This window comes from Umezawaea sp. Da 62-37, assembly GCF_032460545.1.
Taxonomy (GTDB): domain Bacteria; phylum Actinomycetota; class Actinomycetes; order Mycobacteriales; family Pseudonocardiaceae; genus Umezawaea.
On sequence record NZ_CP135965.1, the window covers coordinates 1,158,217 to 1,183,652 of the forward strand.

General features: G+C 67.6%; 20 protein-coding genes and 3 pseudogenes. 16 read left to right on the forward strand and 7 right to left on the reverse strand.

What is annotated here, in order from left to right; translation table 11 throughout:
• Nucleotides 1–1,415: 1,415 nt before the first annotated feature.
• The 6 genes and pseudogenes from RM788_RS04815 to RM788_RS04840 all read left to right on the forward strand — a co-directional run.
• Nucleotides 1,416–3,197, forward strand: a complete 1,782-nt coding sequence (locus RM788_RS04815; protein ID WP_315930296.1) for a hypothetical protein — start codon at nt 1,416–1,418, stop codon at nt 3,195–3,197.
• A 47-nt stretch (nt 3,198–3,244) separates the two neighbouring features.
• Nucleotides 3,245–3,796 (forward strand): hypothetical protein, encoded by a 552-nt coding sequence (locus RM788_RS04820; RefSeq protein WP_315930297.1) that lies wholly within the window; start codon nt 3,245–3,247, stop codon nt 3,794–3,796.
• 86 nt (nt 3,797–3,882) lie between these two features.
• Nucleotides 3,883–4,584 (forward strand): vWA domain-containing protein, encoded by a 702-nt coding sequence (locus RM788_RS04825; protein ID WP_315930298.1) that lies wholly within the window; start codon nt 3,883–3,885, stop codon nt 4,582–4,584.
• Nucleotides 4,581–5,885, forward strand: a complete 1,305-nt coding sequence (locus tag RM788_RS04830) for a protein phosphatase 2C domain-containing protein (RefSeq protein ID WP_315930299.1) — start codon at nt 4,581–4,583, stop codon at nt 5,883–5,885. Before RM788_RS04825 ends, RM788_RS04830 begins: the two co-directional genes overlap by 4 nt.
• Nucleotides 5,882–7,180, forward strand: a complete 1,299-nt coding sequence (locus RM788_RS04835) for a protein kinase domain-containing protein (RefSeq protein ID WP_315930300.1) — start codon at nt 5,882–5,884, stop codon at nt 7,178–7,180. Before RM788_RS04830 ends, RM788_RS04835 begins: the two co-directional genes overlap by 4 nt.
• A gap of 544 nt (nt 7,181–7,724) precedes the next feature.
• Nucleotides 7,725–7,957, forward strand: a pseudogene (locus RM788_RS04840) (transposase family protein); the annotation flags it as partial.
• Nucleotides 7,958–7,979: 22 nt separating this feature from the next.
• Here RM788_RS04840 and RM788_RS04845 read toward each other — a convergent pair.
• Nucleotides 7,980–8,306: pseudogene (locus RM788_RS04845) on the reverse strand (integrase core domain-containing protein); the annotation flags it as partial.
• Nucleotides 8,307–8,332: 26 nt separating this feature from the next.
• Between RM788_RS04845 and RM788_RS04850 the strand changes: the two are divergent.
• Nucleotides 8,333–8,707 (forward strand): annotated as a pseudogene (locus RM788_RS04850) (helix-turn-helix domain-containing protein); the annotation flags it as partial.
• 14 nt (nt 8,708–8,721) lie between these two features.
• Here RM788_RS04850 and RM788_RS04855 read toward each other — a convergent pair.
• Both RM788_RS04855 and RM788_RS04860 read right to left on the reverse strand, forming a co-directional pair.
• Nucleotides 8,722–9,378: an IS630 family transposase gene (locus RM788_RS04855; RefSeq protein ID WP_315934976.1), complete on the reverse strand. Its 657-nt coding sequence runs from the start codon at nt 9,376–9,378 to the stop codon at nt 8,722–8,724.
• Nucleotides 9,273–9,857 carry a helix-turn-helix domain-containing protein gene (locus RM788_RS04860; protein ID WP_315930301.1) on the reverse strand — a complete coding sequence of 195 codons (585 nt, stop codon included), beginning with the start codon at nt 9,855–9,857 and terminating at the stop codon, nt 9,273–9,275. Before RM788_RS04860 ends, RM788_RS04855 begins: the two co-directional genes overlap by 106 nt.
• A 166-nt stretch (nt 9,858–10,023) precedes the next feature.
• Here RM788_RS04860 and RM788_RS04865 point away from each other — a divergent pair, with 166 nt between their 5' ends.
• The 4 genes from RM788_RS04865 to RM788_RS04880 all read left to right on the forward strand — a co-directional run bounded on the left by RM788_RS04865 (nt 10,024) and on the right by RM788_RS04880 (nt 13,556).
• Complete coding sequence (locus RM788_RS04865) at nt 10,024–10,200, forward strand: tyrosine-type recombinase/integrase (RefSeq protein WP_315930302.1); 177 nt, start codon at nt 10,024–10,026, stop codon at nt 10,198–10,200.
• Between the two features lie 215 nt (nt 10,201–10,415).
• Nucleotides 10,416–10,922: a tyrosine-type recombinase/integrase gene (locus tag RM788_RS04870; RefSeq protein ID WP_315930303.1), complete on the forward strand. Its 507-nt coding sequence runs from the start codon at nt 10,416–10,418 to the stop codon at nt 10,920–10,922.
• Between the two features lie 359 nt (nt 10,923–11,281).
• Nucleotides 11,282–12,376, forward strand: coding sequence for a helix-turn-helix domain-containing protein (locus RM788_RS04875; RefSeq protein ID WP_315930304.1), 1,095 nt, complete (start codon nt 11,282–11,284; stop codon nt 12,374–12,376).
• Entirely contained in the window at nt 12,369–13,556 is a 1,188-nt protein-coding gene (locus tag RM788_RS04880; RefSeq protein ID WP_315930305.1) for a hypothetical protein, read from the forward strand. The genes RM788_RS04875 and RM788_RS04880 overlap by 8 nt, the downstream gene beginning before the upstream one ends.
• On the opposite strand, the gene RM788_RS04885 is transcribed toward RM788_RS04880, so the two are convergent.
• Entirely contained in the window at nt 13,547–14,149 is a 603-nt protein-coding gene (locus RM788_RS04885) for a hypothetical protein (protein WP_315930306.1), read from the reverse strand. The two genes, RM788_RS04880 and RM788_RS04885, sit on opposite strands and share 10 nt — an antisense overlap.
• Nucleotides 14,150–14,565: 416 nt before the next feature.
• Between RM788_RS04885 and RM788_RS04890 the strand changes: the two genes are divergently transcribed.
• A complete protein-coding gene (locus RM788_RS04890) occupies nt 14,566–15,273 on the forward strand; it encodes a helix-turn-helix domain-containing protein (RefSeq protein ID WP_315930307.1) in 708 nt (235 codons plus the stop codon).
• A complete protein-coding gene (locus RM788_RS04895; protein WP_315930308.1) occupies nt 15,221–16,117 on the forward strand; it encodes a hypothetical protein in 897 nt (298 codons plus the stop codon). The genes RM788_RS04890 and RM788_RS04895 overlap by 53 nt, the downstream gene beginning before the upstream one ends.
• A gap of 459 nt (nt 16,118–16,576) precedes the next feature.
• On the opposite strand, the gene RM788_RS04900 is transcribed toward RM788_RS04895, so the two are convergent.
• Nucleotides 16,577–17,875, reverse strand: coding sequence for an IS4 family transposase (locus RM788_RS04900; RefSeq protein ID WP_315930309.1), 1,299 nt, complete (start codon nt 17,873–17,875; stop codon nt 16,577–16,579).
• A 445-nt stretch (nt 17,876–18,320) separates the two neighbouring features.
• Between RM788_RS04900 and RM788_RS04905 the strand changes: the two genes are divergently transcribed.
• A complete protein-coding gene (locus RM788_RS04905; protein WP_315930310.1) occupies nt 18,321–18,455 on the forward strand; it encodes a hypothetical protein in 135 nt (44 codons plus the stop codon).
• Between the two features lie 295 nt (nt 18,456–18,750).
• On the opposite strand, the gene RM788_RS04910 is transcribed toward RM788_RS04905, so the two are convergent.
• Nucleotides 18,751–18,876, reverse strand: coding sequence for a hypothetical protein (locus RM788_RS04910; RefSeq protein WP_315930311.1), 126 nt, complete (start codon nt 18,874–18,876; stop codon nt 18,751–18,753).
• Entirely contained in the window at nt 18,873–21,671 is a 2,799-nt protein-coding gene (locus RM788_RS04915; RefSeq protein ID WP_315930312.1) for an AfsR/SARP family transcriptional regulator, read from the reverse strand. The genes RM788_RS04910 and RM788_RS04915 overlap by 4 nt, the downstream gene beginning before the upstream one ends.
• A 171-nt stretch (nt 21,672–21,842) precedes the next feature.
• On the opposite strand from RM788_RS04915, the gene RM788_RS04920 reads away from it, so the two are divergent.
• Both RM788_RS04920 and RM788_RS04925 read left to right on the forward strand, forming a co-directional pair.
• Nucleotides 21,843–22,307 carry a hypothetical protein gene (locus RM788_RS04920; protein ID WP_315930313.1) on the forward strand — a complete coding sequence of 155 codons (465 nt, stop codon included), beginning with the start codon at nt 21,843–21,845 and terminating at the stop codon, nt 22,305–22,307.
• A 430-nt stretch (nt 22,308–22,737) separates the two neighbouring features.
• Nucleotides 22,738–25,383 (forward strand): tetratricopeptide repeat protein, encoded by a 2,646-nt coding sequence (locus RM788_RS04925; RefSeq protein WP_315930314.1) that lies wholly within the window; start codon nt 22,738–22,740, stop codon nt 25,381–25,383.
• The last annotated feature ends 53 nt before the right edge of the window (nt 25,384–25,436 follow it).

Here is a 25,436-nt window from a genome sequence, read left to right on the forward strand (position 1 = left end):
GGTCACTGGGACTTCACGCTGATGATCCCCAGGAAAGGTCAGCATGCCCAGGAGTTACCCGCCTGAGTTCCGCAGCAAGGTCCTTGACCTGCTCAAAGCCGGGCGTACCGTTGCCCAGGTCGCGCACGACCTGCAGATCGATGACCAGACGTACCTACACCTGGCGCCGCGAGTCGCTCATCGACGCCGGGCAGGAACCGGGGCTGACCTCGGTGGAGAAGGCTAGGTGGGCGTCGGCCCGGCGTCGGATCGCCGAACTGGAGATGGAACTGGCGATTCACCAGCGTGCCACCGAACTGCTCAAGGAGGCGGTGCGCCCACAAGCCCGGTTCGCTGCCATGGTCTGGAACGGACTCCCGATCCAGACCGTCTGCCGGATCCTGGAAGTATCTGATCGGGACTGCACGGCGTGGCGGCCGGACACCATCGGCCTGCTTGGTGCAACACCCCCAAACACAGGTCCTGGCTCAACATCGCTGAGATTGAACTGTCCACACTCACCGCCAGTGCCTCGACCGCCGCATCGACGACCTCGACGTACTCGACACCGAACTCGCCGCCTGGCAGCAGGCCACCAACACCAACCAACGTCAGGCCGATTGGCACTTCACCACCGACGACGCACACACCCGACTCTGCCGCCTCTACCACAACAGTTAGAAGCGACGGTCTACCAAATCATGGTCATATGGCTGATGCTGCTGCGGCCCGCGCTCGAACGCGAGATCCCGTGGCGCCTCCTTGGCAGCGAGCAGACCGAACCGGTCCGTCAGATCGGCCTGTCCGACAGCAGGTTCGCCAGATCCCCAGGGTGATGAAGTGGATCCGCGAGCACTAGGCCGCCCACGTTCCGCGTCGAGGACCTCGCCGTGATGGCCGACATGGCCTCGCCTCATTTCACCGCCTCTTCCGCGCCGTCACTACGATGTCCCTGGTTCATTACACCAGCGCGTGCGACTCCAGGAAGTCAGGACCCGCTTTCTCGCGAACCCGACGACGTAGCGGCCGTCGGCTTCGCGGTCGGCTAAGACAACCTGTCCCAGTTCAGCCACAAGTATCGGAGGCTGTTCGAGGAGCCTCCCCGGACGGGACATGGAACGGCTGGCGCCAGGCAGGCGTCGGAAGAGCCGATCGACGGGAACGGTTCGACCGTGCGCTGACCGGAATGCCCTTCTTCGGTATTCCGAAGCCGACTCGACCGGCAATCGTCCGCAGATGTGCGGACTTTCCTTTGTCGGATCACCGTACGCTGCTCCGACGGTCCGACCACGATCCACACCATCCGGCAGTGGGACGGGCGATCGGTAACGGCGATCGGGGTAGTCGCGATAGCGGGTTGAAGGGGCGCCTGACGGGGTGCCGCCTTGCCTTTCGCGTGTCTGCGTAAAAATGGGAACGAGGTTCGAGTGGGTTCGATGGGCACCATCGTGGCCAAGCTCCGGAATTTGGCCGACGAGCCCGCTTATCACGGCAGCACCGCAGATCTGAGAAGACTCGCCGACGACCTGGAGTCGGGGAATTCGGCACCGTGGCGAAAAAGGGAACTGCGCGCTTTCTTCGACATCGACTCCGTCGTCGGCGACGACCGGACCGGTGTCGCACGGGTCGCACGCCACATGGACCTGGTCCGCAATCTCCTGCTGTTCCTGCCGCTGCTGTTCACCTGGGGCGGGATCTTCCTCGCGGTGCGGGCGTATCGGTCGCTGCTGAACGCGCCCTTGGCGGAGCAGGCCCAGTTCGCCGACGCATCGTTCCTGCAGATGTGGACACGCGGGTTCGGCGGCCGCACGTGGGCGACCTTCGACGTGGTCGCGATGGTCGACTTCCTCGCGATCCTGGCCATCATCGTCTTCTTCGTCGTCGGCACCGTCCTGCAACGCCGGGCCTCGACGGCCGAAGAGGCGGACCGGGTGCGGAAGGTCGACGTGCTGCGGTCCGCGCTGGCCGAGGCCGCCCACGAGGTGGGGTCGGACGGTGACGTGGTGGACCGGCTGACCGCGAGCGTCGAGACGCTGCTTCCCGCCTACCAGGAGACCCTCGACCGGATGGTGAGTTCGCAACGGGAGATGAACCGACTCGTGTCCAGCGGTCAGGCGAACATCGCCGACCTGGTGCGCGCCACCGGTGACCTCGCGGTTACCGGCACCGCGATCGCCGCGAGCGCCAAGGACCTGGAAAGCCCGGCCGCCGCGCTGGTCTCGCACGTCAGGGCGATGGAGACGACCACCGGGTCATTCGCCTCGACCGTGGCAGCGATCACCACCGACCTGCCGTCCACGCGCGCCGGGCTGCTGGCTGTCGTGACGAGTGTCGGCGAGCTGAACCGCGAACTGCGCGACATGTACACCGGCCGGATCGAGGACCTGCGCAAAGAGTCCGCCGCCTACAGCGTCGCCGTGGGCGAGCTTACTGCCGCCCGGCAGGACCTGGCCGACTCGATCGACCGCGGTCGGCACAACGTCGACGCGTTCGTCAGCGCCACGGAGACCCTCGGGGTGGGTGCGAGCGCCGTTGTGACCAGCTCCGACGACCTGAAGTTCACGGTCGCGGCGCTGGCGGCGACCACGGAGCGATTCGGCGGCACGGTCGAGTCCCTGGTCTCGGGAACGCGGGACCTCGCCTCGGGCCTGCCTGCGGCGCAGGCGGGTGTGCTCGAGGTGCTGGCGGCCATCGGCGACCTCGGCCGGAAGATGGAGGACATATACGCCCGCCAGGAGGTGGTCGCGCAGGAGTTGGGTGTTCTGGCCGATAACCCCCTCGCGACCGCTCAGGCGGCGAAGCGCACTGCGGAGGTGGCCAGGGACGCCGAGAAGGCGCTCGCGGCCACCGTGAGCGCGCTGCCGGAGCAGATGGACCGGATGCGGGCCGCGATCCTCACCGCGCTGGACCTCGAACTGGAGGAACGCCGGGCGGCGGCCGCCAGTGTCGGCGATTCGTTCGGCACGTTCAGCGGCGCGGCGGTCGACGCCGCCCGGTCGCTGAAGCAGGCCGTGGACGAGCTGCGCACCTTCCCCGGTCCACTGCCCGACCTGCGCGCCGCGGCGGACGAGCTGGCGCGCAGCCTGGAGCAGAGCCGCCTCCTAGTCGATGAACTCACCCATTCCGTGCGGGACGGCGGCGGCGCCCAAGGCGACCCGCTGTCGCGGCGCCGGTGGCCATGGGGTCGGATGGCGGGCGACGAACGGCAAGCGGGGTGAGGCGCACGACGCCGGGGCGGGGACGCGGGCCGAGCGAGGCGAACCTTGTGGGCGTCGTCGGTTGGATCTTCGCCGATACCCTGCTGGTCCTCGTCGTCGCCTTCCTCGCGACGCAGACCGGGGGAGCCGTGAGCAAACCCGCGCCGACGACCACTACGGCCACCACCACAACCACCCCCACTGTTCCCCTGGGTGTGGACAGCGGGTTCGTGTGCTTCCGCGTGCTCGCCGACCCGGCGCTGCTGGCGGGACTGCCGTCGCACCAGCGGGACGACCACCTGAAAGCCGTCGAGGAGCAGGTGCTGGCCAGGCTGGCGCAACCAGACCTGCTCGGCAGGCAGGCGGGAATCGTGCTGTCGTTCGGAGTGGCCGACGAGCCGCTCACCGGCGAAGCGCGGGCCACCGCGTTCAATTCCGAGGTTCTTCCACGTCTCGGTGTCTTCTCCCACCGCCCTGACGGCGCGGTGGTGGCCAGTCGCGCATTCTGGGGAGGAAATCCGAAATCCGGCAAGCCCGATGGGGCGATCACCGTGAACGTGTACCCGATGACGAGCAGCAGCCAAGGGCCGATAGCGATTCCGCCCACCGAGGATTGCTGAACCGCTCGTAGCTCCGCAGTGCCACTCTACTTTCAGCGCCGCGAATGGGGTCGTACCCGGCTCGGCGCAATGAACAGGAGTTCTTCTTGAGCCTCGATCTGCCCGGTGGGGCGATTTCCCACCGACCGCTCCGCTTCTTCTGGCTGCTCGACGTGTCCGGTTCGATGGCAGGTTCGAAGATCGGTCAGTTGAACCACGCGATTCGCGAGACGCTGCCCGAGATGCAGTCGTCCGCCGAGGAGAACCCGCACGCCGCGGTGGAGATCCGGGCGATGACCTTCAGCACCGGGTACCGGTGGATCACCCCCAAGCCGGTCGCCTTGGCGGACTTCGGCTGGACCGACGTGTCCGTCAGCGGGATCACGGACATGGGCGCCGCGATGAAGGCCATGGCGGCGGAGATCGCCGTCGACAACATGCCCGACCGCGGCCTGCCCCCGGTGATCGTGCTGGTGACCGACGGGCAACCCACCGACGACTTCGACAGCGGACTGCGGGCGCTGCTCGCTGAGCCGTGGGGAAAACGGGCCATCCGCATAGCGATCGGCATCGGCGACGACCCCGATGATGACGTGCTGAGGCGGTTCATCGCGCATCCCGAGATCGAACCGCTGACTGCGAAGAACCCGGCGGATCTGGTCCAGTTCATCAAGTACGCCTCGACGACCGTGCTCAAGTCCGCGTCGGCTCCCGCGAGCCAGTCAGCCGGCACAAAGTTCCTCGGGACCCCACCTCCCCCTCCTCCTCCCCCGCCACCGACGTTGGCCGCCCCGGACGTTGTCTGGTGAGCGCGTTCAAGCGCGACACGGGCCGGGGACCGGCCCACGCGACCGTTGTGCCGTGGCAAGCCGCGCACTACTCGGCGCTGGGCGAGTCCCACCGGCGCAACGGGCTCGTCTGCCAGGACTACAGCGACAGCCGGGTCTTCGCCGACAGCGAGTGGGCGTACGCCGTCGTCGCCGACGGCCACGGCTCGGAACGGTACTTCCGCAGCGATGTGGGTGCTTACCTCGCGGTACAGACCACGGTGGAGATCTTCACCGACTTCCGGGCCCGCGCCCTAGCCCTGGGGAAGGCCGCGACCACGGAAGACCTGACCGCGCTGTGGGACGCGGAGTCCGGGAGCCTCGTACGGACGTGGCGCTCGAAGGTGCACGCTGACCTGGTCAGCGACCCACCGCGGATTCCCGGTAAGAACGAGGGGGAACAGGCTCTCGCGCGGTACATCGACGAGTACACCGCGCGAGTCGGGCACGCGCACACCGAGATGTTCTTCTGGCAACTCCGCAGGTTCCAGGACTACGCGCTCCACACACCCTCGTTCGAACCGGAGGTGCTGGGGCCGTTGCCCCTGCCCGGCGATCCGGGGTGGGACACCGAACTCCTGGGCTCCTGGCAAGCGAAGGCGTACGGCACGACGCTGCTCGGCGTGCTCGTGGGGCCGCACACGCTGCACTGGGTGCAACTCGGTGACGGCGCGATGGTGAAGGTGGTAAACGGCGTCGCCGACTACCTGGTCGCACCGCCCGAAGAGGCGATTGCCAACGTGACCCCGTCGCTGTGCGACGACGCCGCGGACAGCACCATCCGGATCGGCACGGTCCCGCTCGCGGGCACCGCGGCACCATCCGCACTGGTGCTGGCGACCGACGGCGTGCCGAACTCCTACGACCAGGGCTCCGGATTCCTCAAATTCTGCGAGGACGTGGTGCGCAGCGCCCGGATGACGTCCGAGGTCAACGAGGACCTCAGGCGGTGGCTGCCCGAGATCTCCCGCCAGGGCAGTGGGGACGATATGAGCGTGGCGCTCACGTGGACGACGCGGGACGTGGTCCGCGACCTGGACCGGGCGGTTCCTCCGCTGGACCCCGCGCCACCGCCGCGACTGGACAGCCCGCACTTCACCGAGCCATCGGCGGATCCCGTTCCGGAGGACCGCCCTGGTGGACCGATGAAGGAGACCTCGGTCGGACCTTCGGTCACCTGGATCGACCCCGATCCGCAGGGCCCTTTGGAGCAGCCGGACCCCATCGGGCCGGTGGACCGCGTCGATGGCACCACCGACGAACCAAAAGGAGAACAAGCGTGACCTCGTTGCTCGAGCCGGGCATGCAGTTGTGCGGGGAATCCGGTGCGCTGGTGACGGTGCGGCGGCTGCTGGGGGCGGGAGGGCAGGGCGAGGTCTACGAAGGACGGACGAACGACGGCCGGGACGTCGCGATCAAGTGGTACCACGAGCCCTTCCAGACCGCCGAGCTGCGCGAGAGCATCGCCGTGCTGGTGCAGGAGAGAGCGCCGTCCGAGCGCTTCCTGTGGCCTGGCGACATCGTGTCAGCCAACCGGCGGTTCGGCTATGTGATGCCCCTGCGTCCGCCGCACTACGCGAGCCTGACCAAGGTGCTCGGGCGTCAGGTCTCCATCAAGTTCAAGGAGCTGGTCCGCGGCGCGAACCACACCGTCGCGGCCTTCAAAGCGTTGCAGGCCAAAGGGTTGTTCTACTGCGACATCTCCGACGGGAACCTCTTCATCGACTCGGCGACCGGTGACGTCCTCATCTGCGACAACGACAACGTCGGCACAACGCGGACCACGTCCAGGGTGCTGGGCACGCCGCGCTTCATGGCACCGGAGATCGTACGCGGGGAGAAAAAGCCCTCGGCGCTGACCGACAGCTTCTCCATGGCTGTGCTGTTGTTCCTCCTGCTGATGAACGACCACCCGCTGCACGGCGAGGCGGAGTCGCGCATCCATGTGCTCGACGCGGCGGCCATGCGCCAGATCTACGGCATCAACCCGGTGTTCATCTTTGATCCGGTCAACGGGTCCAACCGGCCTGTCCCCGGCGTGCACGTGAACGCCCCGATCTTCTGGAAGCTGTACCCGAAGGTGGTCCGGGACATCTTCACGAGGGTGTTCACCGAGGGGTTGGCCGATCCAGGGCGTCGTCCTGCGTTCGGCCAGTGGGAGTCAGCCCTCTCGGCCGCGGTGGACGCCATCTTCGAGTGCTCCCAGTGTGGTCGGCAGAACTTTTACTGCCCGACCAACGCCGCGGGCACCTGTTGGGGGTGCGCAAAGCCGTTCCGGACGCCACCGAGGCTCGCGATCGACGGCAGACGCGTCGTCATCCTGAACCCGGACACCAAGCTGTACGCGCACCACCTCAGCAAGAGAGGTGAGGCGCTGCTGCCCGACCCCCCGCTGGCTGAGGTCGTCAAACACGCGACACTCGACGTGTACGGCCTGAAGAACCTGGGGGCCAGGCAGTGGTTTGCGTCGATTCCGGGAGCGGCGTCCGCGCACCCGGTCGCTCCCGGTCGATCGGTCACGCTCACACCGGGCACGCAGATCGACTTCGGCGCGGTCCACGCGGTGATCGAGCAGTAGCTAGCGGTCCCCGTGCGCGGTGAACGAGGTGATGCTCCCGCTGGGCGAGCCGGTCGCCGTGCACGGGAACCAGTCACACCGCCAGTGCGGGCTGGTGGTCGACCAGCAGCTGAGCTTCCCGCACTGGGAGCAGAGGGCGAACGAATTGGCTCCGCACCGGGGACATCCCGGGAAGCCCGAGTCGAGCAGTAGTCCGCCGTTGACCGACGTGGCTTGGTACTTCTCCCCCTGCGCGTGGCTTTCTCCGATGGGAAAGGCCCAGGTCGAGTACCAGGAGTCGAGGCGCTCCTCGACTCGCAACCCGTACAGCCCCGAACCCCGTCCGCACCTGGCGAGTAATACATCCGCTCTCATGGGACGAGGGTAATCCATGAGAAGCGCGAAAACATACATTGAGCCTTTTTCATCCTAGTACGGATACCTTGACGGGCAAGGGATGTAGGACACAAACCGGGGATCGTCGGTGTGTCGGTGTGACAACGGATGAAGCCCTCGGTAGGAGGGCTGTCGACCAAGATCAGTCCTGTCACACCGAGGGCTTCGCATGCTCTTCTACCGTGCCGCGCTGCCGTTGTCACATCAGACCCTGACCTTCGTATCCGACCTGATCCGTGCCCATCGTCGGCAGTCGGGTTCGGTGTGGCGCAGGCTCAATCCGGGGCAGCAGGCGCTGCTGGTGGTGGTGTACCTGCACAAGAGTGAGCCGTTCGCCGAGATGGGCGCCGGGTTCGGGTGTCGACCACGACCTGTTGGTGGTATGTCCACGAAACTGTCAAGTACCGGGTTGGTGGACACTGGATTAGCTGGTTTCCGGGGCTGCGGTGACCGGGTGGGTCATCGCGTGTAGCGCTTCGTACTCGGCGGGCGGTACATGTCCGAGTTCGCCGTGCAGGCGCCGGTTGTTGAACCAGTCGATGTACTTGACGGTCGCGATCTCCAGATCGTTCAGACCGCGCCAGGGTCCGCGGTGGCGGACGAGTTCGGCCTTGTACAACGAGTTGAACGCCTCGGCCATCGCGTTATCGTAGGAATCTCCTTTACTGCCAACGGATGTGACCACATCGACCTCGGCCAGGTGCTGGGTGTAACGCACCGCCCGGTACTGGGCGGATTCAACCGGTCGTCGCAACGCCCTGGCTGAGAGGTGGAGCGATGGCATACGGGCCGAAACAGAAGCAGGTTCGTGACCACCGGGGGCAGATCCCGTCACCGGGTCGGCCAACGGTCGCCTGGCGCGAGGACCGCGTCAGGTTCTGGACCTCGATCGCCACCGGAGTCCTGACCGACGAGGCATAGGAGGCGGCCAGGGTGTCGGCACCGGTGGGTTACCGGTGGTTCCGTCAAGCTGGTGGAGTGAAACCGCAACTGTCCACAACGATCTCCGGCCGATACCTGTCGTTCGTCGAGCGCGAGGACATTACGCTGCTGCGCGCTCAAGGCCTCAGCGTGCGCGCGATCGGCAGGCAACTCGGCCGGGATGCCGCGACGATTTCCTGGGAACTGCGCCGCAACGCCTCCACCCGAACCTAGTGCTTCGTTCCTCAAAGGTAGTAAATAAACCGTCGCCGCAGCTTCCTGGGTTTGTGTGCGGGACGGCCCCATACCCAAGGTTTCGCACGGGTGTTGAGGGCGGCTGTGGCCTGCTTGGTGGCCTGGTCGATCTCTTCGGGGTCGGCGAAGCTCTGTCCGGCCAGGGCTTCGCGGCGGAACAGTCGCCACCATGGTTCCTGAAGGTTGAGCCAGCAGGCCCCGACCGGGATGAACGCGTGCGTGATGCGAGGGTGGTCGAGCAGCCATTCACGGGTGGATTTGCTGTTGTGGCTGGAGAGATTGTCGGTGATCACGTGGATGTCCCCGACCGGATTTGCCTGTTCCAGCATCTCGAGGAACTGTTGGTGGTAAAGGCTGTTGCGCGACGAAACGGTGAGCGTGACGGCTTGGCCATCACGCACGCGGATGGCTCCGTAGACCCAGGTCTTCTCCGGTCCGCGCGAGTAGTCCAGCACTGCCTTGATGCGGTGTCCGTCGCCGGACCATCCGGGTGCGGGCGGGAAGGTGCGAGGTATGACGGGGCCGAGTTCGTCGGCGCAGACTACTGTCGCGTTCTCCGGCGGATCGATGTACAGCCCAACGATCCGAGTCCTTTTGGGATGAACTCCGGGTCGCTGCTCGTGGTCCAGGAACCGGTCCGACGCCAGCGAACACCTTCGGCGAGCAGGATGCGACGGACCTGGCTGCGTCCGACGGCGATTCCCTCAGTTCGCAGGGCTTCGCCCAACGAGTCCAAGGTCCAGTGCGCCGGAGCACCTTCCACCTCGGCGTCCAGGGTTCCGTCGGACTGCCTGGCCAACCGGCCCGGCGGCTGCCGGGTGCGTGCCATCGCCACGATCCGACTCCGCTCGTCCTCGGTCAACCGGGGGCGGCGGCCCGCTCCCGAACGGTCACCCAGACCGTCCACTCCGTTGGCGTTGAACCGATGCAGCCACTCACGCACGGTCTGCGGGTGACATCCGACCTGGACGGCCACGGCCTCGGTCGATCCGCCTTCCCAACTGGCGACCACGATTCGCGCCCGCCGAATCCAGTCACCGGGCGCGTGTCTGGCACCCGCCAGCTTCCGGACTGCCCGCTCCTCCGCGGCATCGATCGGTAATCGGGCTACCAGCACTTTCGGCATGTTCCGCTCCTCGTCGACCATTGGTGATCGACGAGTAATATACGGGATAATTGAGGAACAAAGCACTAGGCGCCACGGCGCACCCGACCGCAGCGTGGGTCGCCCAGGCCGCGAAGAACCTCGTGATGGACCTCGACGACGCAGGCAGCTCCGCGTAGTTCCTGAGTTGGATGCGGTCCTGGACGTGGTGGAGGAGTTGCGGTGGCGGCTGCTGATCGAGACCGCCATCGAAACCGGTCTGCGTTGGGGCGAACTGGCCGAACTCCGCGTCGCAGACCTGGACATCGCCGCGGCGGTGGTGACGGTGACTCGCACGGTGCTGGAGTTGCGGCCGCAGTTCTAACCCGACCGGTGGCCGGTTCCTGATCAAGATGTATCCGAAGAGCCGCGAATACCGGCGTCTGTCGGTGCGCCGGGTCCTAGTCAACCGGCTCGCTGCGTTCATCCACCGCGAAGGGCTGGGCTCGGAGGATCCGTTGTTCGCGGTTCCCGAGGAGCTACGACTACCGGCCAGACCTGTACCCCGAGATCGGGAGGTAGGAGAACTGACTGTGGTGAATGAGGCTGGCGTCGGTATCGGCACGGCACCCTCTACGGGTACTCGATGGGACGCGCTGCCGGTGCCAGCACTGCCGAGGCGCCTACGCGGACTACCGGGCCCGGCGGCGGGTCGACGGCAAGGACCGGCCCGCGAAGGCAGGACGGCTAGACACCGATGGCCATGTGTCGCGGCGGTGGTTCCGCGACACCATCTGGAAGCCCGCCCTGACCGCCACTGGCATCACACGACGAGTGCGGATACACGACCTGCGCCACGCCCACGCATCCTGGCTCCTCGCTGGCGGAGCCGACGTCCAGACAGTGCAGGAACGCCTGGGACACGCCAGCTTGCGAGCAGCCGAACGCTACCTGCACACACTGCCCGAGAGCGACCAGAACGCGCTGCACGCATTCACCCGCATACGGGACGGCCGCTCGACCATGACCTGTCGTCCATCGGTCCGGGTCGCCCGAGCACCTGCCGGTCGCACACGGGTGCTATGGCGGAGGGCATCGTGGCTGTGATCGCCGTACAGCACCGAACAAGATCGACATGCTTGAGGACGGCGACGCGCGCTGGATCGACTTGAAGCAGCACACCTGAGCCTGCTGACCGAACGCAGGATGGCGATGCCGACGTCACAGTCCCGCCTGCAAATTGGCTGTCGCAGCTCCGGGCTTGTCGACCAGGTCAGGTCGACGACGAAGCTGTCACGGCCGCGGAGAGGCTTGCTGACGACGAGAGCTCCGGCCACTTGACTCGGCAGAACCGGTAGTGCGCAACTCGATCCGACGCAAAAGCGATCTTGTGGGCCCGGGTCGGGATCAGCATCGTTCGCGAGACCCTGTGGACAGGCGGAATATTTCTGCGTATCTTTTCCGGCATGACGGCACACCTCGTGACCGGAGACGGTAACCCCGAACTTCTGGTCGCCGCGCGTGAGGCACTCGGGTGGACCCAGAAGCAGCTCGCCGAAGAGCTGACCCGCCTGTCCAAGGCTGATCCCGAGATCAGCCAGGGCTACGTCTCCAGGGTGGAAAAGGGTTCCCTGTCTGTCTTCGGGGACCGCCTCGAGTTGTTCAGCGCGGTGTTGGAGGTGACTCCGGACTTCCTGGTCGGCGACGCGAAGCTGTGGTCGCTCGGCGACGGGTGCGTGTACCACCGCAACCGCAAGTCGACGAAGGCTTCGACACTGCGCAAGCTGCATGCCCAGGTCAACCTGCTGCGTCTCTTCCTGCGCAGGCTTGAGGCCGGCTCGACCGTGACCTTGCGGGAGTTCGATCTGGTGCCGATGAAGGTCGGGGGTCTGGATGGTCCTGAGGACGCGGCACGAGCCCTCCGCCGTGAACTCGAACTCCCCGACGGGCCGATCGAATCCGTCACCGAGGTGGCGGAACGGGTCGGCGCGCTGGTGGTGCCGATGTCGCTGGGCGGGAGAGAGGTGGACGCGACCAGCCTGCACCCGCCCGGTGAGGCACCGGTGTTCGTGATCAACACCGACGCTCCCGCCGATCGCCAGCGGTTCACCCAGGCGCACGAGTTGGGACACATCGCCTGCGCTCCCTCCCTCGATCTCGACGCCGAGGAAATGGCTCAGGCCTTTGCGAGCGAACTGCTTGCTCCGGCCGCGCAAGTGCGATCCGACCTGCAGGCCTCTCCGATCACGCCGGCGCGGCTCCTGCAACTCAAGGCGCGGTGGCGGATTTCCGCTGCGGCCCTGATGCGACGGGCCCTCGATCTCGGGGTGATCACAGACTCGCGATACCGCACGCTCAACACGCAGACCTCGGCACTGGGCTGGAAGACGGCCGAGCCCGAGCCGCTGCCACACGAGACCGCGACGGCCGTGCCCGCCCTGCTCAGAGCCGCGGTCGACGCCGCGGGAGGCGTCGAAGCCGCAGCGGCCATGGCCGGTACGACGGCCGCGAAGTTGCGCGCGATGCTGGGAGACCAGCTTCTGGGGGTTCTCGATGACTGATCTGGAAGGCATCAGCGCCTCGCCGAGCGATGACGCGCGCAGCGCGCTGGCGCAGTTGGCTGATCGCCCGTCGCCCCAGCGGCCCGCCGGCAGCGTCGGCGTCCTGCACAACCGCATGCTGGTCTACGCACGACCGAACCAAGTGCCGAACATCGAGCCGCATATCAGCGTGGACCGCAGTGGACTCGTCCTCGCGGGCGCGAACACCAAGGGCCGCATGAGGTTGCTCGAGGACTCGGGTTATGGCGGCGTCGTGCTCGTGGACCCTGCTGCCTATGAGAAGCACCTCGCCACTCCGGATGCGCCGTTCTGGTCGCCCGAGGACCAGTTGCTGCCCATGACACTGGAGGACCTGCTCAACCAGCAATTGACGGCCGGAGCCAGCGCGGCGATCACGCCGACCAAGTTCGTGCGAGCGGGCGACACCGACTCGCTGAAGGCAGCTGCCCGACAGGTGAAGGAACTCGGGCGCAACGATGTCATCTTCGCCGCACCGCTTGATGTCTCGTTGCTGGACCGCAGGCACATTCGCCAGGTGACGGCGATTCTCTCCGACATGGGATGTCCGATCGGTCTGGTCTTGGGCAAACAGCTGGATCCGCTGAGTCAGGCTGCCAACCGGATCATCCAGAACCTGCGGATGCTCGCGGCATCGGTCGAACTCTTCCCGATGCGGACCGACTTCAACGCCTTCGACCTCGTGGCGCACGGCGCCTTCGCGGGAGCGATCGGCACGGGCGGCACCCTTCGCCACACCGTCGAGCCGCCCAACTCCTCAAGGGCTGTCGTGCACGATCCCTCGCCGAGTGTTCTGATCCCGGAGTTGATGTGCTGGTGGAAGGGCAGCAAACTCATGAAGGTCTTCGGTGCCCGCCAGAACCTGGTGCCGATGTGTCCCTGTGCGGTTTGCGGAGGGCAGCGGCTGTCCCGTTTCCAACGAAACGCCGACTCGAACGAAGCCATGGCGCACGCGGTGGCCACCTGGTCGCAGTACGCCGCCGACATGCTCGACGCGCCCACCATGCGATTGCGCGCCCAGTACTGGCAGAACATCTGCCGGAACGCGGTCGTCTACCACGAGATGTTCGCCAAGCAGCTCCGGCAGGCGAAGCCGATCAAGCCCCAGCAACCGCTCAAGGTATGGGCGAACCTGCCGTTGTGGCTGACCGATCAGGCCTGATCGGTGGCGTGCCGGTAGACCTGCTCGCAGAACCACCACCACCCGGTCGTTGGCTGCCAGTCGGACAGCGGTTCCGGTTCGAGCACCATCGTCGGTGCCGAACGCGGGCCGACCGCGACACCGACGCCGTACCAGGACGCTTCGGCCAGCGCTTCCAGCGAATTCGAGGGCGCTTCCGGCACGACGAACATCCGCGGGATGTAGGAGGCGAACTCCGAAGCCCGTTCCAGACCGTCGCGCCACCGCGACGCGTACACCACCGCGAGCACAGGCGTAACGGCTGGCGAAACCAGGCGGGTCACCGAGGTGCTGTCCATGCGCACGACTCCAGCGGGGGCCCGCTGAAGCACGCGAAGAACTGCCGGACTCAGGGATGACCTTGTCACCGCGGCTTCATGGGGAAGATCCATCAGCACGTCGAGCAACTCCATCGACTTGACATCCGCCAAGCCCATACGGCGCCGCCGCTCGTGCTCGACATCGTCGCGGCGATGGACGATGGTCGCCGTCGTCCCCAAGATCCGCACGCGAACTGACCGCGCGTCCTGCAGGTTGAGTGCCGCGCCCGGCTTCACCTGCACGCTGTTCGCCAACGGAACTGTCATCGCGACCGGCTCGATGCCACGAGGTGAAAGCGGAAGCCGGTTCGCACGGCGTGATCCTTCCCTATCGGCTGTGGTCACGCTCATTCAGGGCGGCCTGTTCTATGACCTGAACGACGCACCTTAAATCGAACACCCGTTCGACCCGCGGTGCAAGGCATCGTCGGACGCCGAAGCCCTACGGCGCCGGCGCCTTGACTCCTTCCGCCTGGCACCCAGGCGGCATCTCGATAGCAGCCACCCCGCCCACAGGGACTCATCGGGAGCACCTCAGGAGTGGCAACGCGCGTCGACACTGCGGTTATAAATGCGCCCGGCGGAAGTCGACCATCGATGCCACAACAATACCCCCCACCATGGGGGGTATTGTTCAAGTACGCACAGCTAGAGGTGATGGAGGTGCTGCTGTGAAGTCCGAGAAGTCCGACTGGGGCGGGTTGATCTCGGTGCGCGCGGCATCTGAACAGCTGCGTGTCTCCCCCGACCACGTCCGGGACCTGGTCCGGGCAGGAGACCTCGACGCGGTCACACCCGGCCGGGAAGTGCTGGTGACCTCCGAGTCCGTCGCCCGTCGAGCAGCCTCGGCCCCCGCCGCGGGGCGGCCCTTGACCCCGGCCAACGCGTGGGCGGTGCTGTGGTTGGCCTCCGGGCAGACTCCGAACTGGGTGTCATCCTCGGACCTGGTCCGAGTCCGCCGATTCGCCGCCAGGCCGCTGCCGCGATGGCCGCGGATGCTGATCAACCGGGCGCACGTACACCGCGTACGTGTCCCCGATCCCGTCCTCAACCGCGTCCGGTCCCTGACCGGGGTGACCGCGGGCGGCGCCGCGGCCGCGGCCTCGCACGGTTCGAACCTGCTTCCAGGAGTGTCCGAGCACGAGTTCTACCTCACGCAGGCGGCATTGCACGCGGTCCGCGGCGTGCGAGGTGTCGGATGGCGATCCCCCTCACCCAACGTCGTACTGCGGGTCCTGCCCGGCACGCTCCCTCCCGACGTGATCGCCGGGGTCATGCACGACGTGGCAGTGCGCGGCATGGCCGCGGCCGATCTGCTCGACCGAGGTGACGAACGGTCCCGGCACGCGGCCGCGGAACTGCTGGGCCGGGAACGCTAGCCTCGCCGCGCATGAACACCAACCGCTGGCCGCACCTCCCCTGCTCGGCGACGTCGGACTGCCACCGCTGCCGGGTGGAGCCGACCAGGCGCTGTGGCCCGCTCTGCTCACGCTCGCCGAACGGTTGCCCGTGGACCACGCGGTGATCGGCGGGATCATGGTCTACCTGCACGGCACGGTCGCGGGCCGGGCACCGGCGAGGGTGACCAGTGACGTGGACGTGCTCTGCGACGTGGAGGTGATGCCCAGCTCTCTGCGTGACACCGTGGCCGTGCTGACGGAACTGGGCTACCGGATCGACCCTGCCAGTCCCCTGGAGTCCAGCCACCGCTACCTGGGACCGGGCGGGGAACAGGTCGACGTGCTGGCTCCCGCGAAGGTGAGGCCGCCGCCGGACCTGATCACGACCCCGCCGGGCCGCACCATCGAGGTCCCCGGCGGCAAACCGGCGCTGCGCCACCGCGTCGTCATCCGCGCCTCCTACGAGGGCCGCACCGGCCACTTGGTCGTGCCCGACCTGGCCCGCGCGCTGATGCTCAAGGCAGCGGCCTACGCCGAACAGCACCGCAAGAGCCCGGCCAAGGCGTTCCACTCCAAGCACTTGCAGGACATCACTTTCCTGGTCTCGCTGATCGACGACCTCGACCAGGTCCTGGCCGACCTCGGGACCGCTCCCCCGGACGGGCACCTCGCCCTGGCCGCTGTCCTGGACGACACCGGTCATCACGCGTGGACGGCCGCCGGGGACGCCAGCGAGGATGCCCGGCTCGTGTGGGACGCACTGCGCCACAGCGACACCGTGCTGCCCAAGCAGTTGGGAAAACGACCCCATCAGCGGGCATGAGCGCACAGGTCTCACCGCGCTCAACGTCCGAGCCGAAAAGGTTGTTCATCGAGGCAATACCGCCAGCACACTCAAGGGCCAGAAACTTGGGCGCCGTTGCCCCTTCCACATTGCCTCCGCAGACGTTTCGGCGCGCGAACACCGTTCTGACTGGTGTGACACGACTCGACCATCGCCCACGAGCACCTCATCGCTGGCTACGATCGGCGTCGACTGGGTCCGGCCATGACCCAATGCCACGTAGCTTAAGTTGATCATGCTTGTTGGGGATTGAGGGTATACAGCCGGACGGTCGCAGGACCGCCGTGACGGATACTGGCGGGCTCGTCGGGCTCTTTCATCCGGTAACTGTTGTGCCGGAACCGTTTGACCGCACGAGGACATGTCCGTTCACGGCGCGGCGGAATCCGCAGCCCCGCGATCCGGGCCAGCACACCGGGCAGAGCCCGCGCCCAGCACTCAGGGGGAAATGTCCGCCGTCCCGGTGGCGGAACGACGGACCAGACGCAGGACCCCGGTATAGGACAGCCGGTCCGGATCCAGATCGGCAGCCTCGGCCGCCCTGGCCATCAACGCGGTGATCGCGTGATGCACGATCAACCAGGCCCAGATCTCCTGGTGCACCAGATCCGGAAGCCGCGACCTCAGCACCCGGCCCGGCCCACGTAGATGGGTCTTGAGCTGGTCGTTCGCCGTCTCCTGCTCCCACCTCTGGTGATAGGCCGCCGCCAACTCGTCGGCACGCGCGTGGGCCGGGTCGGTGATCGTGGTCAACAACACGATCAACTCGCCCTCCCCGTTCCCGAGACGGTCGGGCACGTCGTACTCAACCACCCTGACCAGGTGCCCCTCCCGCGGATCGAGCTCCTCACCGGCCACGGCCGCGGCGATCACCCTCTCCCGACGCCCTCCACGCAGCGCCGGATCGACCACGACCGACAGGTAGGTCCCATCGGGCAGGACCCGCACGACCGGCAACCGCAGTTGGGTCGGGGCCCGCCACAACAACGCCGCACCCGTCCCCGCGGCCAGCCCCCACGCGCGGAACCCGTAGAAGTTCCGGTCCGCGGTCAGCAACTCCTCCCGCCGCAACCGCGGATAGAGCCGCCCGGCCAGGGTCTTCTCCCCGACCGCGTAGGCACCGACCTCCGCGGCCACGAACGCGTGCGTGCCGCACTCGGCCACCGCCACCACCCGCGCCTTCGGGAACGCCGACCGTTTCCCGGTAGGTCCGCCGTATCCGAACTCCGCCGCGTTGCCCGGCGTGTCAGGCACATCCACGTCGAACCCGTCGATCGCCAACACCCGCCATCCCCGCAACCACGACCCCCGGCCCCGGCCCGTCGCGATCGCCCCGGCCACCGGCGACGCGTCACCGGCCACCGGACCACAGGTCCGCTCGAAGATCTCCGGGAACACCCCGCGCCCCAACCGTTTCCTCGCCTGGGTGATCGCACTCGCGGTCGGCACGGCCCAGTCCGCGTTCCAGCATCCCCACCGGTCCAACGACCCGGTGACCCTGGTCGCGACCTCGGTGTAGTCGTCCTCGGGAAACAGGCACAGCGCCATCGTCAGATACGCCACCACATGCGGCGGCAGTTTCCCGTCCGATCGTTTCGCGCCGACACCGCACACCGCGACCGCGTCATCCACCGCGTCCCGTGACACCGCGGCCACCAGCACACCCAACGACACCTGATCCGGCGACACCACACCCGCGTCCACACCGCAGACCGTGCCGGCCCCCGACACGACCACCAGGTCACCACGCCGAACCGACAACAAGAACCCCACACAACACCATGATCAACTTAAGCTACGTGGCATTGGACCATAGAGGCGGGATGACACGCGATCCGGGGAGTCATGTTGTTCTTGGCATTGTGCCTGCCGAAAACCTTATCCGCGCAGGTGACAGAGGGTCCGCCGAGATCCATGCACGGATGCAGTCTTGATCACGCCGCTGCCGATGAGCACGGCATGATGACCAGCCCCAGCGCGCGGAGGTTTCAATGTGGTCGGCGAGGTCCTCCGAGTCCACGCCCGCGGTCTTGGCGAGTCGCAGCAGGAGTAGGGCGTGCCGGTTGACCACGCGCCAGTTCCCTTCGTGGTATTAGCGCAGGTCTGCCCGGTCACCGGTCGTTGGTGCCGCTATAGGGGACAGCCGAAGGCCCACCTGCAACATGTGTTCACGGCAATCGCCGTGAACATCGAGCGCCTGAGCAGGCTGTCCTCGCCCGGCGAAACAACCTCGCCCCGGCCACCGACCACCTTCCAGGACTTCCTGGACCAGAACGGGCTCCCCAGGCTGAAGTCCCGGCGGGCTGTGAGCAGCTGACCTCGACGACGACAAGATCACCGACAGAGTCAAGCTAGGGCGACTGGGTCGGGCACGTTACCGCCAGTGGCAGCGGAGGCACGTGACGATCTTCTCGGTGGCAGACCAGACCGCGATGAGGTCGCCGAATTCGCTGCGCGCACCTGAGCGACCGCCGCTGACTTGGCCGCCGATCATCGACGGGCTCGTGGCGACCGGAACTTCGTGCCGGCGAGGTCTTACGTGTTTCACCTCCGCGGCGTGATCCGATGAGCCCGTATCGCCGCTTCCTGCGGCGGTGCCGACTTGGGCCGGACTACTCCCAGCACCCGATGCAGTCGGGCCGGGACACCGGCCCGGCCGGCTGTGCCGCGGCCGCCGGGGCGACCACCAGGACCGCCGCCGCGGCCACGAGCCCGGCGAGCGTGAGGATCTTCTTCATTTCTTCTCCTTTTGGTGGACAGTGGAAACTCGAGTATGCCTGGGCCGAGCGGCTCCCAACCCGCCGAGCTGTTGCTCCACCCGTTCGCCCTCGTCGACCCGGCCCTGACACCGGTACAGCTCCAGAGCTTCCTGCCACGCTTCGCGCGCTTCGCCGGTCCGGCCGAGGGCGGCGTGCGAAAGGCCGAGATGGTCGAGCGTTTCGGCGGACGCCGGGAGGTGGCCGAGCCCGCGTCGGAGGGTGAGCGCCCGTCGGTGGAGGCAGCTGGCCTTGTCGTGGTTGCCCGCGTCGTGTTCGAGGCGGGCAAGCCGGTCGAGGCTGTCGGCCTCCCCCGCGGCGTTGCCGTGGTCGCGATGCAGAGTCAGGGCAGCGCCGAAGTGGTCGCGGGCGGTGTCGTGGTCGCCGAGCCGGGCGGCGTGCCGGCCCACAGCATTGTGTCCGTGGGCTGTGCACACTGGCAGGCCGAGGTTCTCGAACAGGCGCAACGCGCGGATGGCGTGGGTCAGCGCCAGCTCGTCGTCGTGCCGCTCCAGCGTCCGGGCGAGTGCCTGGTGGGCGTGGCCCAGTTCGTAGCGGTCGTCGTGGTCTCCGGCGAGACCGATGGCGCGCCGCAGCTGCCGGGCCGCCTCCTCGCGCAGTCCCAACGCGGCGCACGCGCGCCCAAGGTGCCGATGGGCGACGAGCGCGGGAGCCGGGCCAGGCAGCGAGGTCGCCGCGTGGACCGCAGCCCGCCATCCCGCGAGACGGTCGTCGCGATGGCCTCGCCGCTGGCGGGCCGTGTCAGTCGACAGGGCCAACCACCACACGGTCTCGTGCAGGTCCAGGCTCGCGGCGGCGTCCTGGGCGACGAGCAGGGTGGCGCGCTCGGCTTCGAACCAGACCATGGCGGCCTCGGCGCCGGGCAGCTCGAGGACGTACGGACCGGCTTCGGGCGGAGTGAGATCGACGGGTCCGCGATGTGTGTCCAGCAGCAGACCGGCGTGGTAGACGGTGTGGGCGCAGAAATCGAGGACCCGGCGCACGGCGGCGTCCCGGACGCCGCCGGGCAGCGTCCGTGCGGTTTCGGCCGCGTAGGCGCGGACCAGGTCGTGCATCCGGTAGCGGCCGTCCGGGTCGTGCTCGAGTAGCGACATCTGCTCGAGGCCGCGCAGCACGGCCCGGGCGCGTGCTGGCGGCAGCCCGGTCAGGTTCGCCGCGGTGGCCAGGGCGGCATCCGGTCCCGGCGCAAGGGCCAGCAACCCGAACACGGTGGCCTCGTCCTCGGTCAGCGCGTCGTACGACGAGGACAGCACCGCAGGCAGGCTCGCGGCCGGGTCGTCGTCGGTCAGGCTGTCCAGGCCCGACTCCCGCAGTTCCCCGACCAGAGCGGACAGTCGCGCCCCGGCCCGGCTGGCGAGCACACTCAACGCCAACGGCAAGCCACCGCAGAGGCCCACCAGCTCGTCGACCGCCTCGCGCTCGGCGTCGACCCGGGCCGCACCGAGCCGGGCAGCCAGCAGCTCCCGGGCCTCCGCCGCCGGGAGCACCCCCAGCGCAACGCTGCGGGCGTCATGCGCCGCGACGAGGCCCGCAAGCCCGTTGCGGCTGGTCACGACCACGGCGCAGAACGCACCCCCAGGCAGCAGCGGCAATACCTGATCGGTGCTGGCGGCGTTGTCCAGCACCACCAGCAGCCGCTTGCCCGCGGTCAAGGTGCGGAACAGCGCGGACCGGCTATGCAGGTCCGGCGGAATTGAACCCGGCTCGACGCCGAGCGCGGTGAGGAAGCCGAAGAGCGCCGCGGCCGGCGTCATCGGTGCGCCGGCGCCGAAGCCGCCGAGGTCGGCGAAGAGCTGGCCATCCGGGAACCGGCCGAGCCGGAGATGCGCCCAGTGCAGGACCAGCCAGGTCTTGCCGAGCCCACCGGTGCCCCGGACGACTGCGAGCATCATCGTGCCGCCTGCCCTCGCGGCCTCCAGTGTGGCGTCGAGCCGGTGTACGTCGTCAGCGCGGCCCACGAACGATGCGGGCGCGGCGCGAAGCTCACGCGGCACCACCGATCGCGGTGGTGGGCCTGGCTGGCCGGCCCTGGTGGTCAGGAGCCGGCGGTGCAGTTCCTGCAGCGCGCGGCCGGGGTCGGTGCCCAGCTCCTCGACGAGGCGGGCACGAACCCGCCGGTAGTGGTCCAGCGCCTCGGCGGTCCGCCCGGCCTGGTGCAAGGCCAACATGAACTGGGCCGCCGTGCGTTCGTCCAGCGGGTGAGCCTCGGCGCGCCCCGCCAGCTCGTCCACGAACTCCTCCCCAAGCCCGAGCCGGAGCCGGGCATCGGCCAGATCCTGCACCGTGGCCAGCCGTTCCCGCTCCAGCCGCTCGCGTTCGACTTCGACCCATTCGCCGACGAGCCCAACCAGCGCTTCTCCCTGCCACAGGCCCACCGCCTCGGTCAGCAGCGGCGTCGCGCGCTCCTCGTCGGCGCGGGCGTTCGCTCGCAGCTCGCGACACCGGAAGAGGTCCACTGTGGACACTTCGGGCTCGGCCACCAGGACGTAGCCTCCGGAGCGGCGGACGAGGGTGACTCCGTCGGCGCCTACCAGCGCCGCCCGCAACCGCGAGATGTAGCCGTGCAGGGTGGTCCGTGTCCGAGGCGTCGCGTCCGTACCCCACACGCGCTCGACCAGCCGGTCTGCGCGCACCACCTGACCCGCTTCGAGCGCCAGCACCGCCAGGACGCATCGCTGCCGCGGGGTGCCGAGGGCGACCGGACGCCCGTTCACGAGCACGTCGACCTCGCCCAGCAACCGCACCACCGTGCCCACGGGCCGTCCCCCTCCACATGACCCGTCCCAGGGTAGCGGTGCAACTCCGCGTTAGAGCCCTCAACGGCCGCTGAGCAGGCGTTTCCAGCTTGCCTGCAGAAATCCTGACGAATGGCCGGGCACGATCACCGGCGATGCTGGCCCAAGCTGGCACGGAAAGGGAGAATGACGATGAACAGACTGAAGCGACGGCTAGCGTCGGCGATCGCGGTCTCCGGGATCGTGGCGACCGCAGTGCTCGGCGGCGCGGCCACCGCGTCCGCGACCGACCCGGCCGACGCCCCACCCGGATACGCCGGGCCGTACGCGACGTGCAACGGCGCGCCGCTCCCGCCCCTCCAACTGTCCGGGACGCCCGGCTACGTCCAACTCTGGCTCGACCGGTCCGGCAGCGGCACCTTCTGCGCGAAAACCTTCGACAACCTCGGAGGCGACCACCACACCGAGATCATCCTTCAGCGCGTGGACTGGCAGACCCGCTGGTACGACTCGGGAACGTACTCGACCTACGCGGGCGGCATCTATGTTTCCGGTGCGAACGCCCACTGTTCGCGCATCTACGGAGAGGTCACCGTGAACGGGGTCGCCCACCGGCTCCCGAGCGTCGATGGCTGGGCGACGGTCTGCGCGAACTAGCGAGGGGGCGGGTTTCCGGCACGTTCGCCGTCCGGTGAGCGCGCCGGGAGCCCAACCGTCACCTGCACTGGGCCGTGTTGAGCGCGTCCTCACGTGGTCTAGGCAGTCCACGCAGATCCGAGCTGGCGCAGACCGTCGGACCCCGAAGGGCCTGCTCGACCGCGTCGCCGGCACCGGTCACCGACGAGCGCTTCCTTGATCTCGTCCTTCGCCAACACCGGCAGACCCAGGTGCGGGCTCGAGCGCTGCCTCCAGCGTGGACTTCCCGGAACCGGGCCACCCACCCACATGCACGAACATCCCGCCCACGTGTCGCGGGTATCCGACCGAACGGTCCATCCGAGTCCACTTTCGCCTATCAAGTACCGGGTTTGATGGAGGCTCTCCATCAAACCCGATACGAGACAGGTTGAGCGGCTAAGGGGTGGACGTGGGATCGCACTTCGGCAACAGCATGAGCGGAACCCTGCACGGGGCCCTCTTCCAGGGACGCGACGTCTACGGCGACGTCCACATCAACTCCGACACCATCACCCCGTCCGAGCTGTCGGTCGCCTTCCCGGAGCATTTGGTGCAGCACCGCGTGCGCGGCCGGGACCCCTTGATCGCCGAACTGCGGACTGTTACCGGCTGTGTCGTGCTGTGCGGGGGTGGCGGGTGCGGTAAGAGCACGGTCGCCCACGCTGTGGCCGCGGCGGACGCGCGGACGGTGTGGTGGGTGGACGCGTCGTCGCGGGAGCAGATGGTGACAGGGCTGGCAGAGGTGGCAGCGCAGGCCGGTGTACCCAGGGAGATGCTGCGCTCCCCCGGAGCGGCGGTGAAGGACTTGCTCTGGCAGGCCCTTGCCGAACTGGACGGATGGTTGCTGGTGGTCGACAACGCCGATGAGCCAGGGCTGCTCGACGGTTGGGTCCGTACCCCGCGCACGGGTACTGTGCTGGTGACCAGCCGCGATCAGCGCCGCAACTCCTGGCCGCGGGCGTGGACCCTGCGCGAAGTCCTGCCGATCTCGGTGGATGACGGTGGGGCGGTGTTGTGCCAGATCGCACCCGACGCGAGGTCGGCGGACGACTCGACGGACGATTCGCGGGTGCTGGCCGAGCGGCTCGGCGGTTTGCCGCTGGCGTTGTTCCTGGCAGGCAGTTACCTCGCCCAGACCAGCACAGCGGTCCTGCTGCCGCAGTCCACCACACCACACACATTCGCCCAGTACACGGCGGCGCTGAACCGGGAGTTCTCGAACACGGTGCGGCGCACGGCAAGCGCGGACGTGCTAGCCCGGGTGTGGGAGCGATCGGTCGCGCTGCTGGAGGCACAGGGGGTTGTCCGGGGCCGATCACTGCTCCACCTGTTGGCAACCTTCGCTCCAGCACCGATCCCCGTGAGGTTATTGCGGCCGGACGTGATCTGTGCGGAGCAGGAGCTGGAAGCGGCGATGAACGGCCTTATCGCCTTCGGGCTGGTTCGCACCGAGCGAACCCCGGACACGTTGGTCCTGCACTCGTTCATCCGTGAACTCGTCGTACCACAGGCGGATCGCTGGGTGCCGGTACGTGACAAGCTGCTGTTCGAGGTCACCAAGACGACAAATCTGGTGGATTGGGCATCGTGGGAGCTTCTCCTGCCGCACTGCGAACTCCTGGCCGAACGCGGAGCCGAGGTAACCACCAATAGTGCCTCCGACGCAACGGGCGCACTGTTCTGGGCCGGACGGCACGCCGAGGAAGCGGCGTCATGGGCGGTCGCCGAACGGATGCATTCCGTGGCCTTGGAGGTGGTGAGGCGCCACCTCCCCCACGAGCGGGACACCATCGCGATCCTGCGCCAACGGCTGGCGAAGGTGTGGCAGGCGACCGGCCGCCTCGATGAGGCCGAGCGCACGCTACGAGAACTGCGCGCGGATTTCACCAATGCCAACACATTCCTTACAACCTGGCATAACCACGCGATGGCCCTGCTCGAGCAGGGCCAATTCGTGCGGGCCCATGCGGAGTTCACCGAAGTCCTCCCGCTGCTGATCACCATATTCGGCGAGCGCGGCGAGAACGTGCTGGTTGCCCGCCACGAACGTGCGCGAGCTGCGTTCGCCATCGGCAACCTCGTTGATGCGGCGGAGGAGTTGAAGGACGTGGTGGACATTGCAGGGGCCGAGCAAGGGGTCGGATCACCAGTGGCGGTGAAGGCCAAGCACGAACTGGCGGTCGTGCTCCTGCGGGCAGGGGAAGCGGCACAGGCGTTGCGGATGTTCACTGAGGTGGCCGATGCCGAGGCCCGGATATTCGGGCCGGAGCATCCCGACCGGCTCATCACCCTTTTCAGCGTTGCGCAGGCGCACATGGCCCAGGGCGAGGATGTCGAGGCTGATTTACGAGCCTTGCTGCGCACCTGGTCTCGGGTCGACTCAACTAACCCCTCCGCCATCAGCGTGCGGGAGGTACTCGGCAATCTCGCCTTGGCCCGCGGCGACCTGGCGAGGGCAGTAGCTGAGATGTACCAGGTGGTGACCGACAGCGTGGCGAGATTGGGGCTGGCGCACCCCGATACCGTCAACCGGGTCGAGGTCCGCGGACTCGTCCTGATCCGAGGCGGATGGCTCTCAGAAGCCGCGGCGGAGATGCACAGCTTCGCGAACGCGCTCGGCTGGGCCCCTGAGCGGGTGTCTGCCGTGGGCCGGATACGGCAGGTACTGGCAACTCAACTAACCAAGTATGGACAACCCGACGCCGGCATAGTGCAGTACCAGCTCGCACTGGCGTTGCAGAAGAAGATACTCGGACCGGACCATCCCGACACGCTGGGCAGCCTCGTCGGGATATGGACGGCATACTTCGCACGAGGAGCCGTGGAGGAATCGAGGGAAGGGTTGATCGCTTTGCTCCCGCGGTTAATCCGGGTTCTGGGGCCAGGGGATGAACAGACCCTGGCGGCCCGGCTGACTTTGGTCGGGGGTCACATCGCTCTCGGGGACCGGGCCGCCGCCGCCGCTGAACTGGCCGAGGTCGCCGCTCACGCCGAGGGAACACAAAATCCCGACGTCTCGGCAGCCGTGAATTCCTGGCAACACGAACTCAAGTGAGGCCGACCGTCCTTAACCCTGCTCGACGAACGTAATGCAAATCGCCCTCGCGT

Excerpts from the sequence above, each read along its gene's own strand:
- RM788_RS04815 (WP_315930296.1), top strand. The coding sequence starts at position 1,416 with ATGGGCACCATCGTGGCCAAGCTCCGGAATTTGGCCGACGAGCCCGCT.
- RM788_RS04860 (WP_315930301.1), bottom strand. The coding sequence starts at position 9,857 with ATGCCGAAAGTGCTGGTAGCCCGATTACCGATCGATGCCGCGGAGGAG.
- RM788_RS04870 (WP_315930303.1), top strand. The coding sequence starts at position 10,416 with ATGAGGCTGGCGTCGGTATCGGCACGGCACCCTCTACGGGTACTCGAT.
- RM788_RS04875 (WP_315930304.1), top strand. The coding sequence starts at position 11,282 with ATGACGGCACACCTCGTGACCGGAGACGGTAACCCCGAACTTCTGGTC.
- RM788_RS04880 (WP_315930305.1), top strand. The coding sequence starts at position 12,369 with ATGACTGATCTGGAAGGCATCAGCGCCTCGCCGAGCGATGACGCGCGC.
- RM788_RS04910 (WP_315930311.1), bottom strand. The coding sequence starts at position 18,876 with ATGAAGAAGATCCTCACGCTCGCCGGGCTCGTGGCCGCGGCGGCGGTC.
- RM788_RS04920 (WP_315930313.1), top strand. The coding sequence starts at position 21,843 with ATGAACAGACTGAAGCGACGGCTAGCGTCGGCGATCGCGGTCTCCGGG.